Raw genomic sequence first — 12,411 nt, forward strand, 5'->3', positions numbered from 1 at the left:
AAATGGCCTGTCACTCTGCAAACGAGTGGGCCCCGGCTCTCGCTTCGCTCGGCCGGGGTGACGGTTTTAGAAAAGCCGCAGGCGGCCAGTCAAACGGGACCCGCGTCGCCTGATCAGGCCGGGGCCTTGATCTTGCGCAGGTAGGGCAGGACCGCGTCGAAGTCACCGAACTTGGCCCGGGCATCGTCATCGTTGACGCTCGGCGGAATGATGACGTCTTCGCCGACATTCCAGTTCGCCGGTGTTGCAACGCCTTTTGACGACATCTGCAGCGCGTCGAGAGCCCGGATAACCTCGGCAAAGTTCCGGCCGACCGTCATCGGATAGGTCATGGACAGCTTCAGCTGCTTGTCCGGCCCGATGATGAAGACAGAACGGACGGTCGCGCTGTGCGCCGGTGTGCGGCCGTCGGGCAGGTAGGCTTCGGCCGGCAGCATGTCGAACAGCTTGGACACCTGCAGTTCGTCGTCCGCGATGATCGGGAAACCGGGCGTCGCGCCCGAGACCTTCTCGATGTCCAGCTTCCACTTGCGATGGTCTTCCGCATTGTCTACCGAAACGCCGATGACCTTCGTGCCGCGTTTTTCCCATTCGTCCTTCAATTGCCCGACAACGCCGAACTCGGTCGTGCAAACAGGTGTGAAGTCCTTCGGATGGCTGAACAGGATTGCCCAGCTGTCTCCGATCCAGTCGTGAAAACTGATCTGGCCCTGATCGGTCTCGGCCGTGAAATCCGGCACGGTGTCATTGATGCGAAGCGACATGGAAAGTTTCCTTTCGGATATTTGCGAAAGCGACAGACAGCCTCCCGCTGAATGCGATGCTTTACCTAAGTCTTCCGCGCCCGATGAGCAATGGTCTCACCGATGATTATCTCTTTCCTGACGCGTCAGACCCGTGAGTGAGCTTACCACTCCGGTGAAAAATGGAAATGTTTCCCGGATCGCAGAAGAAGACGGCGCTATGCGCCCCAGGTGTCACTCAGCTTGTAGCCTTCCGGCCAGGGATCATGCGGGTCGAGCATGTGCTGATGGATCCCGGTGATCCAGCCGCGCCCGCTGATCTGTGGAATGATGCCGGGCACGCCTCCGATGGTCGCGGTATCCAGGATCTTGCCGGTGAAGGTTGATCCGATGATCGAAAGCGCTTCAAACTCCTGTCCGAGGCTCATCTGGCCCCTGGCCGCCATCAGCGCCATGCGAGCGGAAACCGCCGTTCCGCAGGGCGAGCGGTCTACCTTGCCCGGCTGGATCGCAATCGCGGAACGCCCGGTATAGCCTTTTCCGGTTTCGGTCAGGGGGCCGCAGAACGCGCAGAAGGAGATGTGATTCCAGTCCGAGTTCTCGGGATGCGAAAACCCGAGCTGGTCATTTGCCGCATTGGTGATGCGCACGCCGAGCCTTGCGATGTCCGCCGCTTCGCTTTCGTTCATCGCGAAGCCGAGGCTTGCTGCGTCCACGACCACGAAACTGTCGCCGCCGAAAGCGGTATCGACCGTCAGGGTTCCCAGACCTTCGACCTCAAGCGAGACATCCATCTTGTCCGCAAAGCTGGCGACATTCCGGACGTGGATCTTTTCCGCCTTGCCGTCCCGGCAATCGGCGGTCAGACGCACCAGCCCACCCGGCGCTTCAAGAACCAGTTCCGTGACAGGTTCGGTCATCGGAAGAATGCCGCTGTCCAGCAGTACGGTCGACACGCAAATCGAGTTCGATCCGGACATCGGCGGTGTGTCTTCCGGCTCCATGATGATGAAAGCCGCATCGGCGTCCGGATGTTTCGGCGGCACAAGCAGATTGACATGCCGGAACACGCCGCCGCGCGGTTCGTTCAGCACAAAATTCCGCAAGGTCTTGTCATTGGCAATGAAGCTGCGCTGATCCCAAAGCGTGTCGCCCGGGAGCGGTGCGACCCCACCTACGATCACATCGCCGACTTCGCCTTCCGCATGGCACGAAATCACATGAATGGTCTTGCTGCTGCGCATGACGGAGCCTTTACGAATAGCGGGCGGCGGGTTCGCCGAGCGCGTCGAAAATCGGGGTGATGCCAAGTCCGGGACGATCTGCTGCCGTCATCCGGCCGTTGACACGCTTCGGCGCGCCTTCCGCAATGTCCACGGTTCCATAGCTGTTGAAGTCGGTCGCGGAAAACGTAAAGTCCGCCGGTGTCGACCTCGCAAGATGCGCAATGGCCGCCGTGGTGATGTCGCCGCCCCAGGTGTCTTCGATCGTCATCGGAATGCCATGCGCGACGCACAGATCCCGCATCAGCTTTGCCCTCGTGAGACCGCCGACCTTGGAGATCTTCAGGTTGATGCAGTCCATCGCATCCTCCGCAAGGCTGCGCACAAGAATTTCCGGGCCGTCGATCACCTCGTCCAGGACAAACGGAAGTCCGGTCCGCCTGCGGATCGACAGGCATTCCTCGTAGGTCATGCAGGGTTGCTCGATGTAGACGTCAAGCGAGGAAACCGCACCAACCACCCGGGCCGCCTCGTGGCGCGTCCAGCCGGTGTTGGCATCGGCAACGAGCAGATCCGAAGGTTTTAGCACGGCGCGCGTCGCCTGAATGCGCTGAATATCCTCATTGGCATCGCCGCCGACCTTCAGCTGGAACTTGGTGTAGCCTTCGGCGGCATAGCCCTCGATCTTCCGCGCCATGACGTCGGGCGCTTCCTGGCTGATCGCCCGGTAGAGCACGACATCGTCCTGCGCCGAGCCGCCGAGCAGCGTATAGACGGGCTGATCCGTCGCCTTTCCGAGAAGATCCCAGCACGCAATGTCGACCGGCGCCTTGGCATAGGGATGCCCGCGCAGTGCGGCATCCATGGTACTGTTGATCGCGCCGATATTCAGAGGATCCTGTCCCAGGAGGTGCGGCGCAAGTTCATCCAGACCTGCCCGGACGCCGCGCGCGAAGCTCGGCAGATAGGCCGATCCAAGAGGGCAGCATTCTGCATAGCCCTTCAGCCCCTCGTCGGTCACAAGCTCGACAACCGTGCTGTCGAATACCTCGACAAAGTTCCCGTTCGACCAACTGTAGCGCCCCTCCTTCAGCGGCAAGTCGACCTGGAAGACATTGATCGCAGAAATTTTCATCGGGGTCTCCTTCAGAAGCGGTGCGCGGCAAACGGTTTCAAGTCGATGGGCGGAGCCGTGTCATCGACGAGGTGGGTCACCAATTCGGCCGTCCCTGCCGATTGTGTCAATCCCAGGTGGCCATGTCCGAACGCATAGATCACCCGGCGGTCCTGCGGCGATCGATCGATGACCGGAAGACTGTCCGGCAAGGACGGACGATAGCCCATCCATTGATGCCCGTCCTCGCCGGACAAACCGGGAAGAAACTGTCTGGCCTTTTTCAGAAGCGTCCCGGCCCGCCGGTAGTCCGGCGGCAAGGACAAGCCGCCAAGTTCGACGGCACCGCCCACCCGGATGCTGTCAGCTATCCTTGTCACCACAAAGCCGTGCCCCGGGAAGGTCAGATGGGTTCTCAGATCGAAGGCTCCTGCGCCAAGCGTCGTGTTGTAGCCCCGCTCGGTTTCCAGCGGGTAACGGTCCCCGATCATTCCGGCAAGATGATGTGACCATGCACCCGCGCAAATGATGACCTGACCGGCTCGCCACTCGCTGCCAGACCCGGAGAGCGCGACGGCCGTTTCTTCCAGGTTGATGGCTTTGACCTCGCCGGTCTCGACGTACCCGCCCCGCGCAATGAAAGCATCGGTCAGGTGTTTCAGCCAAAGCGCGGGATCGACGGAATTCATCCAGCCCGGGGTGAAGCCGGCATGGGTAAACCGTCTATCCAGTCCCGGCTGAAACGCGGCAATCGCGTCCGGCGTTTCCAGCAGTTCGAAGTCGATGCCGTGCGCGCGGCGCAGATCCCAGGAAGGAAGACTGGCGCGGTACTCCGCCTCGCCTTCGTAAAGCTGCAGCTGGCCTTCCCGGCGGACGAGGTGTTCGCCGGCCGTTTCCCGAACGATTTCCTCCAGCACGCCGTGCGCCGTTGCCATCAGATCCGCCTGAGCTTTCACGGCAGCGCGGTAACGGTCCGGGCGGCTCGCGCGCCAGAAACGAAGCAGCCAGGGTGCAATCTGCATTGCGTAGCGAGGCGGGACGGACAGGGGGCCGAGCGGGTCCAGCAACCATTTTGGCGCCTTGCGCATGATCCCGGGCGTGGCCAGCGGCTCGATATCGGTGAAGGCGAATGCACCCGCATTCATCTCCGACGCTTTCTGCTTGCCGTCATTGCGGTCCAGCACACGGACGGACCGCCCGCTCGACTGCAGCCGGAGCGCCGCCGAGATGCCGATGATGCCGGCCCCGACAACAATGATATCCTGCGTTTCGTCTCTCATCCGCGTGTCCACGAAACCCGCCTGAACCCGGTTCAAAACCTAAAAGCGTATCCCTGAGCGATAGGGATCCGCCGGATCGAAGTTGAGGGTGGCATCGGAGGTGACAAATGCCTGTCCCGTGACCGTCGGAATGACCCTTGAACCCGTCCCTTCCCGGTAGCTGATCCGGTAGGTGCTGCCGATGACACTTTCCTGAACCCACTCCTGACCGGGCGCGAGCAGACCGTCTTCGGCAAGGCAGGCGAGCTTGGCCGAACACCCGGTCCCGCAGGGCGACCGATCATAGGCACCGCCCGGGCACAGGACGAAGTTGCGGCTGTCGGCGTGCGGGCTGACCGGGGGACCGAAAAGCTCGATATGATCGATCCAGGCGCCGTCCCGGCCGGTGATCCCGTTGTCCTCGAGGGCCTTGCGGATGTTCATGGTCAGATCGGTGAGCGGACGGATGTTCTGCGGGACGAGGTCCAGCGGGCTTTCCTTGACAAGGAAAAACCAGTTGCCTCCCCAGGCGACATCACCGGTAACGGCCCCGATCCCGTCGACCTCAACGGTGACATCCTTCAGGTGACGATAGCTTTCAACATTGGTGACAGCGACCGTGTTGGCGTCGTGGAGCAAAATTTCCACCACGCCGACCGGCGTCTCAAGCTTGTGGGGGCCGGGGCTGATCCGATCCAGATAGGCAAGGGTCGCGCCCAGGCCGATCGAGGCGTGGCCGCACATGCCGAGGTTCTGCAGATTGTTGAAAAAGATGACCGACGCGGTGCAGTCGTCCCTGGACGGGGGCAGCAACAGCGCTCCGATGATCGCATCGTGACCGCGCGGCTCCAGAACGACGGATGCGCAGAACTCAAGGTGATCCGTCTCCAGGCGCGCGGCGCGTTCACTCAAGGACCCCGTTCCGAGATCGGGTCCACCCTCGATCACCACGCGGGTCGGTTCGCCGGCCGTATGGCTGTCAATCACGCGCATTCGGCTATCACTCCACCCTGCCGGGACCAGTCGGCATACCAGGCCCTGAAGAGCGCATATTGCGCCTCGACGTAATTGCGCTGCGCATCGGTCAGCGCGTCCGTCTCGTTGAAATGCAGACGGTAAGCGTCTTCGCCGTTCAGAACCATCAGGTGCTTGTAGTAGAGAACCAGGTCCGGACCCTCGTCAAAGCTGGAAAGAACCGCCATGGCGTCCTCCAGTTCCTGCGCGCGCTGCCGCGCTTCAACATGGCCTTCGGCGGCTTTTTCGCACAGGCGGACGAGATGCAGCACTTCTTTCGGGATCGCATTGCCGATGCCGGTGATCGCGCCGGTCGCCCCGCAATTGACATAGCCGTGCAGGACGGCCGTATCCACGCCGACCATCAGGGTAACGCCCTCATCCTTCGAGGTGATGTTCTCTGCCGCGTAGCGCAGATCGGTCTTGCCGCCGAATTCCTTGAAGCCGACGAGGTTCGGGAACTCTTCGCGAAGCTCGAAGAAGAGATCGGCGCGCGTTGCGAAACCATAATACGGGCTGTTGTAGATGACTGCGGGTAACGAACTGGCAGCAGAGAGGATCGCGCTGAAGTGGCTGCGCTGCGCGGCCGCCGAACTGCCGCGCGACAGCACTCTCGGAATGACCATCAACCCATGCGCCCCGACATCCGCGCCGTGCCGGGCGTGGGCAACGGCGGAAGCCGTGTTGATCGCACCGGTGCCGACGACGACGGGAACGCCCGCCTTCACAAGCCGCTCGACGCCTTCCATGCGCTGCGCATCCGTAAGCAGCGGCCAGTCGCCCATCGAGCCGCAATAAACGACCGCGGACATGCCGGCGGCGATCAATTCCTGGCCCTTGGCAACAAGCGCGTCATAATCCGGCGTGCGATCCGGCAGACAAGGGGTCATGAGGGCCGGCATCAATCCGGAAAAGACGTTCGAGGGCATCGATCACTCCTTGCTGCAGATCTTCCGCATTCCATTGGCATCCACCGCGTGCATGCACATCATCGCACTGTTGAAACCTTGCCAGCGCCAGCCATACCGGGCGTTTCCCGATTGATATCGCCGAATTGCTGTCTGCTGGAAAAGACGGCTTGAGGGATTGATAAATCAGATTGGATCCAATATTCAATATCAAATATCCGAAAAATGACATCGTCCGCGAAACGCAAGCCGGCGATGCCGGTGAGGGACACGGCCTTGAAACTGACATCAATGGACATTTCCGCGACGGCTTCCGCTTCATCGATCGTTTTCGAGGCGCTGCGCAAGGCCATCATTCAGGGACAACTTGAAGAAGGCGAACCGCTGCGCCAGGACGAAATTGCCCGGCTGTTCAACACGAGCCGCATTCCGGTCCGCGAGGCCATTTCCCGCCTGGAAGAGCAGGGGCTGGTCAAGACCTGGCGCTACAAGGGCGCGTACGTCGCGCAACTCTCGCCCAAGGAGACGGAAGAAATCTTCAATCTGCGCGCGCTCCTGGAACCGGAGATCATCCGGAATGCGGTTCCGCGGATGACACCGGCGCAACTGCAAGAGGCGCGCAAAAAATGCGCGGCGTTTTCATCGTCGCCGGACCCGATGGAATGGGGCGATCTCAATCGGGACTTCCATGAAACGCTCTACAGTGCGAGCGACCTGACGTTCTTCAAGGAAATTGCACACAACGCCATCGACCGGGTCGAACGCCAGATCCGCGCACAACTGGTCATGTCCAACGGCATGGACCGCGCCGACCGGGAGCACACCGAGATCATCGACGCCTGCGAAGCGGGAGACGCGAACCTTGCTGCCGACCTGACCCGCCGCCACATCGAAGGCGCAAAGGCGTTCCTCCTGGAACACTTGACCGAAGCCTGAACGCCGATCTCAGTCGGAGACTTGACTGAAAACGGCTCAACCAATTATATAGCCAAATGGCTATACATTATCAGAACACGATGGATCGCGCGTTTCACGCGCTTGGCGACGGGACGCGGCGCCAGATCATTTCCATGCTCGCCAGAAACGGTGCGCAATCTGCAAATCAGTTGCGCGCGCCCTTCAACGTCGCCCAACCGACGATCTCCAAACATCTGAAGGTGCTCGAAACGGCCGGTCTCGTCCGCCGTGAGGTCACCGGGCGGGTGCATCTGTTCCATCTGGAAACCGACCCGCTGCTGCAGGCCGAAGACTGGATCGCCAGCCATCGCAATTTCTGGGAAGGCACACTGCACCGCCTCGACCAGTTCGTCAGCACGGCGGATCAGGAAGACGGCCAGACATGACGGAGCCGCAAGTCCCGCTGATCGTCCGCAGGATCATCAACGCGCCGCGCACGCGCTTGTTCGACGCGTTCGGCGACGCCCAGACGCTGACGCAATGGTTCACTCCCGCCCCGGGCATCACGGTGGATGCGCTGGAATTCGCATTTGAAAAAGGCGGACGTTTTCGCTTGCGATACCGGATGCCCGATGGCCGGACACCCTGTGTTGCCGGTGTGTTCCTGGAAATCGAGCCGTCCCGGTTCATCAGCATGACCTGGGAGTGGCAGGCTCCCGATCCCCTCGAGAATGTTCCGATGACAGTGAGCTTCCGGTTCCTGGATGTTTCCGGCGGCACGGAAGTCGTCGTCGTGCACGAGGGCATTCCGTCCGACCAGGCCTGCACCATCCATGCCGAGGGTTGGGAGGCCACGCTGAAGATCCTCGAAAGCTATCTTACCCGGGAGACCCGATCATGAGAGACCTTGCCGCCCTGACCTTCGTCACGCTGGACGGTGTGATGCAGGCTCCCAGCATGCCGGACGAGGACCGCAGCGGCGGCTTCGGACAGGGAGGATGGGCCGCCCCCTACTGGGAGGGTGTCATGGAGCAGGTGGAGGAGGTGGCAATGGCCGAACCTTACGACATGCTGTTCGGCCGCAAGACCTTCGATCTTTTCGCCGGGCATTGGCCGGATGTCGACGACAACCCGGTCGCGGACATCATGAACGCTGCCCGGAAACATGTCGTGACCTCTTCCAAAACCCCGCTCGCCTGGACCAATGCAGAGCCGGTATCCGGGGAGATCGAAACAGAGATATCAAAGCTGAAGACGCGCGAAGGCCCGCTGCTGCAGGTTCACGGAAGCTGGCAGCTGCTCCAGTTCCTGATCAGCCGGAACCTTGTCGACGAGTTCCGGCTCTGGACGTTTCCGGTCGTTGCGGGCGCGGGCAAACGCCTGTTCGAGCCCGGAACGGCACGGCAGGACCTGAAACTCATCAGATCGGCCACCTGCTCCAACGGCGCGATCATGAGCATTTACAGACTCAGCTGAAATGCGACCGCCAGTTCTCGCAGCGCTCCGCATCGCGCGTCTCGTAGAGCTTCAACGCCTCCCGGGCGGTCATGTTGAAAGCTGTCTCGCACTCGTCGCCAAGCGCGGTCAGGCGCATCGTGTACCAGGCCGTCACCGCACCTTCGGCCGGCGCGTCAAAGACCGGGAAGGCCGGATCTCCGCCTGTTCCGGTTAGCCAGCTCTTCGGTAGCCCGGGCTCCAGAACCATTGCACGCGCCAGACCGACCGCATCGGCAGCGCCGGTTGCAATCACCGCCGCGGCCTCGGCCCTCGTCTTGATGCCGCCCGTCAGCATGACCGGAATGTCCGTCACTGATTTGACCCGGCGCGCGAAACCCGCGAAATAGGGGCCGCTTGCCGAGACACCGTCGGAGCTTGCGGGCGCGCCGGGGAAATAGGTGCCGCCGCTGATGTCAATGAGATCCACGGATGTCCGGTCCAGCAGGCGCGCCGCTTCGAGCGCCTCTTCCTCGGTGAGGCCGCCTTCGAGTTTGTCGGTGCAATTGATCTTGATGCCAACCGGAACACCCGGTCCGACCGCCTTTCGGACCGCATCGATGACCTCGCCGATCACACGGAACCGGTTTTCGACCGATCCGCCATAGGCATCGGTTCGCCGGTTGAACAGCGGGGACAGGAACTGGCTGAACAGGAAGCCGTGGCCCGCGTGAATCTGAACGCCGCCAAAGCCGGCCTGGCGTGCGATCGACGCGGCCGCTGCATAGATTTCCGGCAAGGCCCGGATGTCCTCCAGCGTCATGCCCTCGCACCTGAGCCCCGCCACATCCAGGGGCGACGGCCCCTTGGGACTGCTGATGGGCGGATGGGCCAGCGCGCCGGCGTGCCCGAGCTGCGGCCAGATCTGCGCGCCATGGACCGATCCCTGCTCGGCAAGACGTTGCAAGCCTGCCCTGTCGCTCAAGGGACCAAGCACGAGATTGCCCGGTTTTTCCGGGAAAGACGGCGTCGTCTGCACCTCGCCGATCAGCGACAGGGCGGCCCCGCCCCCGGCCCAGCGCTCATAGAGCCGGATCTGCCGGTCTGTCGGATTGCCCCGGCCGTCGCCGAGCGAATCGGACATGGCGGCCTTGACCAGTCGGTTTTTCAGCACAATGCCGCAGGGAAGGCGAAGAGGACTGTCCAGCCTGGAATTCGGCGGATTGCTTCGACGCTCCATACCATCTCTCCATCGAAATATTTCGATATATCTTGTTTAGTGCCGTATCTGAAAACAGCTATCCCGTCGTCTCAAGGTTTTGACAGTTCGTCCTTTACGGCCTGCAGGAAGACCTGAATGTTGGCCTCGTCACGCCGGTAGAAGGTCCATTGACCGTGCCGCTCGGCCGAGACGAGCCCGGCTTTCTTCAAGAGCCCCATGTAATTGGAAACGGTCGACTGCGAGAGCCCCGCCTTTTCCTGGATGTAGCCGACGCATACACCCTCAAGGTCCGCGTGTTCGGGCAAAGCAGGCGGAAAGTTCGACCGGTCCTTGAGCCATTCGAGGATCTTTCGCCTGATCGGGTTATTCAGGGCAGCTATCGCGTTTTCAAGGTCCATAAATCGAAATATCTCGATATTTATCTGTCTGTCAAGCCGCCCTATTCGCGCGGCCTCCAATCCCGGCGTGTCACAACGGAAGAGACACTCCAAAGAGGTCATGAACCGGCATGAACGCAATCATTTCCTTGAAAAACTACTGTGTTCGTGCCGAACTATTCCCTCAGAATGGTCTTCGCCGGCCCGAAACAAACGCCAACAGGGTCTCTGACCAGGCCCCATACTGCCGAAGGGGCACATGAAGACCCAAAGCATCAGCACTCGCTTCAATCTGACGCTCGCAATCATCGTTGCGCTCATCATGCTGTTTTTTGCGGGTGCGGCAGTTCACTTTACCGGGCAGCGAAACTCCGAAGCGCTGGACGAAAAGCTCGACAACTACATCAGCATTTCACGGGTTGGGCTCGAGGCGCCCCTGTGGAATTTCGACTATCCGATCGTCGAAGGGTACCTGGAGAGCCTCATTCTCGACAAATCCATCGTTTTCGCGAGTGTGACGTCAACGGACGGGTCCGAAATCATTCGCGAGAAGGCGAATGGTGGCGACATCGCATACAATACCGTATCCGAGGGCCGGGACTATTCGGTTCGCGAGGGAACAATCGTCCACGAGGGCAACGAGATCGGCGCTATCCGCCTGGTTGCGAGCCGAGAAGCGTTGCGCGAAGAAATTCTCACCAACACGATTGCCATCGGTGTCGTCACGCTCATCGTTCTGTTGACGATCACACTGGCATCCGTTTTGATTTCACGCCGTTACATCGTCAGACCGCTGGCCGACCTTCAGAAGTCCGCGAGCGCGATTGGCGCCGGAAATCTGGACACGAGCATCAGCCTGTCCGCAAAGGATGAAATCGGCCAGCTTGCCGGGTCCTTTTCGCTCATGCGTCAATCGATCAGGCAGTTGGTTGAGGAGCTGCGGCACGCCAACGAGACCCTTGAGGCACGTGTTGTCGAGCGCACCCGCGAAGTGACGGCAGCGCGGCAGAAACTCGTCGACGCGATCGGCAGCACGTCGGAAGGCTTTGCCTTTTTCAACGCTGACGACACCCTCATCCTGCACAACGAGCAGTATCTCAAACTGCTTTACGGAGACGCCAAGGTCGAAATCAAACCCGGCATGTCCTTCGAGGAGATCCTCCGGCTCGGGATCAAGGATGAGCTTATCGACGTGGAGACCGGCGATCCGGAAGATTTCATCAAAAGACGCTTGGAACAGCATCGCAATCCGACCTCATCGATCCTTCAGAAGCGCGGCAAGGGCAAGTGGATACAGATCAGCGAGACCAAGACCAGCGACGGCGGCACCGTGGCAGTTTTCAGTGACGTTTCGGAGCTCAAACTTCGGGAAACCGAATTGACCGAAAAAACCGTGATGCTCGAAAACCTGTCGAGCCAACTCGCGAAATATCTCTCGCCGCAGATCTATGCTTCGATCTTTGAAGGAACCAACGAAGTCAAGCTGGCTGCAAACCGGAAAAAGCTCACCGTGTTCTTCTCCGATATCGAAGGCTTCACGGCGACGGCCGAGCGCATGGAGTCAGAGGAACTGACGGGCCTCCTGAACAACTATCTCACGGAAATGTCCAAGATCGCGATCGAACATGGCGCGACGATCGACAAGTATGTCGGTGACGCCATCGTGATTTTCTTCGGCGACCCGGAAAGCAGGGGCATCAGGGAAGACGCGCTTGCCTGCGCGCGCATGGCAATTGCCATGTCCGAACGGATGACGGAATTGCAGGATCAGTGGAAGAAGGCAGGTATCCTTGAACCGCTCAGATGCAGGATCGGCATTCACACCGATTATTGCACCGTTGGAAACTTCGGCAGCGAGAGCCGAATGGATTACACGATCATCGGCCGTGGCGTGAATACGGCTTCAAGACTGGAGTCGGCCGCCGAACCGGGCCAGATCCTCGTTTCCTATGCAACCCATGCCCACATTTGCGACGAGATCCCCTGCACGCCGCGGGGCAAGATAGAGGTCAAGGGAATTCCCTATCCGATCGAGGTGTTCGAGGTTTTGACGTCCCGGTCTTCGGCACTTCGAGCAGACACAGACGGGTCCACTCCCGAAAGGCTCACACTGGATGTGGGCGCGCTTTCAGAAACGGAACGCGAGAAATTTGCGGGATTGCTCGAAATCCTGCTTTCGGATCTCCAGAACGGCACGAAGGACAGCACGGAGTAAGCCGG

The 12,411-nt window shown here is 60.6% G+C and carries 14 protein-coding genes; 5 read left to right on the forward strand and 9 right to left on the reverse strand.

The window, feature by feature from the left end:
* Positions 1 to 113: 113 nt before the first annotated feature.
* The 7 genes from ACO08A_RS09890 to ACO08A_RS09920 form a co-directional block, all read right to left on the reverse strand.
* Positions 114 to 764 carry a peroxiredoxin gene (locus tag ACO08A_RS09890; protein ID WP_422040926.1) on the reverse strand — a complete coding sequence of 217 codons (651 nt, stop codon included), beginning with the start codon at positions 762 to 764 and terminating at the stop codon, positions 114 to 116.
* A gap of 197 nt (positions 765 to 961) precedes the next feature.
* Positions 962 to 1,987 carry a trans-3-hydroxy-L-proline dehydratase gene (locus ACO08A_RS09895; protein WP_422040927.1) on the reverse strand — a complete coding sequence of 342 codons (1,026 nt, stop codon included), beginning with the start codon at positions 1,985 to 1,987 and terminating at the stop codon, positions 962 to 964.
* A gap of 10 nt (positions 1,988 to 1,997) precedes the next feature.
* Positions 1,998 to 3,101, reverse strand: a complete 1,104-nt coding sequence (locus tag ACO08A_RS09900; RefSeq protein ID WP_422040928.1) for a cis-3-hydroxy-L-proline dehydratase — start codon at positions 3,099 to 3,101, stop codon at positions 1,998 to 2,000.
* Positions 3,102 to 3,112: 11 nt separating this feature from the next.
* Positions 3,113 to 4,360, reverse strand: coding sequence for an NAD(P)/FAD-dependent oxidoreductase (locus ACO08A_RS09905; RefSeq protein WP_422040929.1), 1,248 nt, complete (start codon positions 4,358 to 4,360; stop codon positions 3,113 to 3,115).
* 39 nt (positions 4,361 to 4,399) lie between these two features.
* Entirely contained in the window at positions 4,400 to 5,332 is a 933-nt protein-coding gene (locus ACO08A_RS09910; protein ID WP_422040930.1) for a proline racemase family protein, read from the reverse strand.
* Entirely contained in the window at positions 5,323 to 6,282 is a 960-nt protein-coding gene (locus ACO08A_RS09915) for a dihydrodipicolinate synthase family protein (protein ID WP_422040931.1), read from the reverse strand. The genes ACO08A_RS09910 and ACO08A_RS09915 overlap by 10 nt, the downstream gene beginning before the upstream one ends.
* A 59-nt stretch (positions 6,283 to 6,341) precedes the next feature.
* Positions 6,342 to 6,560: a hypothetical protein gene (locus tag ACO08A_RS09920; protein ID WP_422040932.1), complete on the reverse strand. Its 219-nt coding sequence runs from the start codon at positions 6,558 to 6,560 to the stop codon at positions 6,342 to 6,344.
* On the opposite strand from ACO08A_RS09920, the gene ACO08A_RS09925 reads away from it, so the two are divergent.
* The 4 genes from ACO08A_RS09925 to ACO08A_RS09940 all read left to right on the forward strand — a co-directional run bounded on the left by ACO08A_RS09925 (position 6,538) and on the right by ACO08A_RS09940 (position 8,634).
* Positions 6,538 to 7,197, forward strand: coding sequence for a GntR family transcriptional regulator (locus ACO08A_RS09925; protein WP_422040933.1), 660 nt, complete (start codon positions 6,538 to 6,540; stop codon positions 7,195 to 7,197). The two genes, ACO08A_RS09920 and ACO08A_RS09925, sit on opposite strands and share 23 nt — an antisense overlap.
* A gap of 80 nt (positions 7,198 to 7,277) precedes the next feature.
* A complete protein-coding gene (locus ACO08A_RS09930; protein WP_422040934.1) occupies positions 7,278 to 7,604 on the forward strand; it encodes an ArsR/SmtB family transcription factor in 327 nt (108 codons plus the stop codon).
* Positions 7,601 to 8,059 (forward strand): SRPBCC family protein, encoded by a 459-nt coding sequence (locus tag ACO08A_RS09935; protein ID WP_422040935.1) that lies wholly within the window; start codon positions 7,601 to 7,603, stop codon positions 8,057 to 8,059. Before ACO08A_RS09930 ends, ACO08A_RS09935 begins: the two co-directional genes overlap by 4 nt.
* Positions 8,056 to 8,634: a dihydrofolate reductase family protein gene (locus tag ACO08A_RS09940; protein ID WP_422040936.1), complete on the forward strand. Its 579-nt coding sequence runs from the start codon at positions 8,056 to 8,058 to the stop codon at positions 8,632 to 8,634. Before ACO08A_RS09935 ends, ACO08A_RS09940 begins: the two co-directional genes overlap by 4 nt.
* On the opposite strand, the gene ACO08A_RS09945 is transcribed toward ACO08A_RS09940, so the two are convergent.
* Positions 8,627 to 9,832 (reverse strand): oxidoreductase, encoded by a 1,206-nt coding sequence (locus tag ACO08A_RS09945; protein ID WP_422040937.1) that lies wholly within the window; start codon positions 9,830 to 9,832, stop codon positions 8,627 to 8,629. The genes ACO08A_RS09940 and ACO08A_RS09945 overlap by 8 nt on opposite strands.
* A gap of 71 nt (positions 9,833 to 9,903) precedes the next feature.
* A complete protein-coding gene (locus ACO08A_RS09950; RefSeq protein WP_422040938.1) occupies positions 9,904 to 10,212 on the reverse strand; it encodes an ArsR/SmtB family transcription factor in 309 nt (102 codons plus the stop codon).
* A 238-nt stretch (positions 10,213 to 10,450) separates the two neighbouring features.
* Between ACO08A_RS09950 and ACO08A_RS09955 the strand changes: the two genes are divergently transcribed.
* Complete coding sequence (locus ACO08A_RS09955) at positions 10,451 to 12,406, forward strand: adenylate/guanylate cyclase domain-containing protein (RefSeq protein ID WP_422040939.1); 1,956 nt, start codon at positions 10,451 to 10,453, stop codon at positions 12,404 to 12,406.
* Positions 12,407 to 12,411 lie beyond the last annotated feature (5 nt).

Origin of the sequence: Roseibium sp., from assembly GCF_965232425.1 — a bacterium.
In the GTDB taxonomy this organism is placed as follows: Bacteria; Pseudomonadota; Alphaproteobacteria; order Rhizobiales; family Stappiaceae; genus Roseibium.

Coding starts and splice junctions, on each gene's coding strand:
- ACO08A_RS09890 (WP_422040926.1), bottom strand. CDS start 764: ATGTCGCTTCGCATCAATGACACCGTGCCGGATTTCACGGCCGAGACC.
- ACO08A_RS09895 (WP_422040927.1), bottom strand. CDS start 1,987: ATGCGCAGCAGCAAGACCATTCATGTGATTTCGTGCCATGCGGAAGGC.
- ACO08A_RS09900 (WP_422040928.1), bottom strand. CDS start 3,101: ATGAAAATTTCTGCGATCAATGTCTTCCAGGTCGACTTGCCGCTGAAG.
- ACO08A_RS09905 (WP_422040929.1), bottom strand. CDS start 4,360: ATGAGAGACGAAACGCAGGATATCATTGTTGTCGGGGCCGGCATCATC.
- ACO08A_RS09910 (WP_422040930.1), bottom strand. CDS start 5,332: ATGCGCGTGATTGACAGCCATACGGCCGGCGAACCGACCCGCGTGGTG.
- ACO08A_RS09915 (WP_422040931.1), bottom strand. CDS start 6,282: ATGCCCTCGAACGTCTTTTCCGGATTGATGCCGGCCCTCATGACCCCT.
- ACO08A_RS09920 (WP_422040932.1), bottom strand. CDS start 6,560: ATGTCCATTGATGTCAGTTTCAAGGCCGTGTCCCTCACCGGCATCGCC.
- ACO08A_RS09930 (WP_422040934.1), top strand. CDS start 7,278: ATGGATCGCGCGTTTCACGCGCTTGGCGACGGGACGCGGCGCCAGATC.
- ACO08A_RS09935 (WP_422040935.1), top strand. CDS start 7,601: ATGACGGAGCCGCAAGTCCCGCTGATCGTCCGCAGGATCATCAACGCG.
- ACO08A_RS09940 (WP_422040936.1), top strand. CDS start 8,056: ATGAGAGACCTTGCCGCCCTGACCTTCGTCACGCTGGACGGTGTGATG.
- ACO08A_RS09945 (WP_422040937.1), bottom strand. CDS start 9,832: ATGGAGCGTCGAAGCAATCCGCCGAATTCCAGGCTGGACAGTCCTCTT.
- ACO08A_RS09950 (WP_422040938.1), bottom strand. CDS start 10,212: ATGGACCTTGAAAACGCGATAGCTGCCCTGAATAACCCGATCAGGCGA.
- ACO08A_RS09955 (WP_422040939.1), top strand. CDS start 10,451: ATGAAGACCCAAAGCATCAGCACTCGCTTCAATCTGACGCTCGCAATC.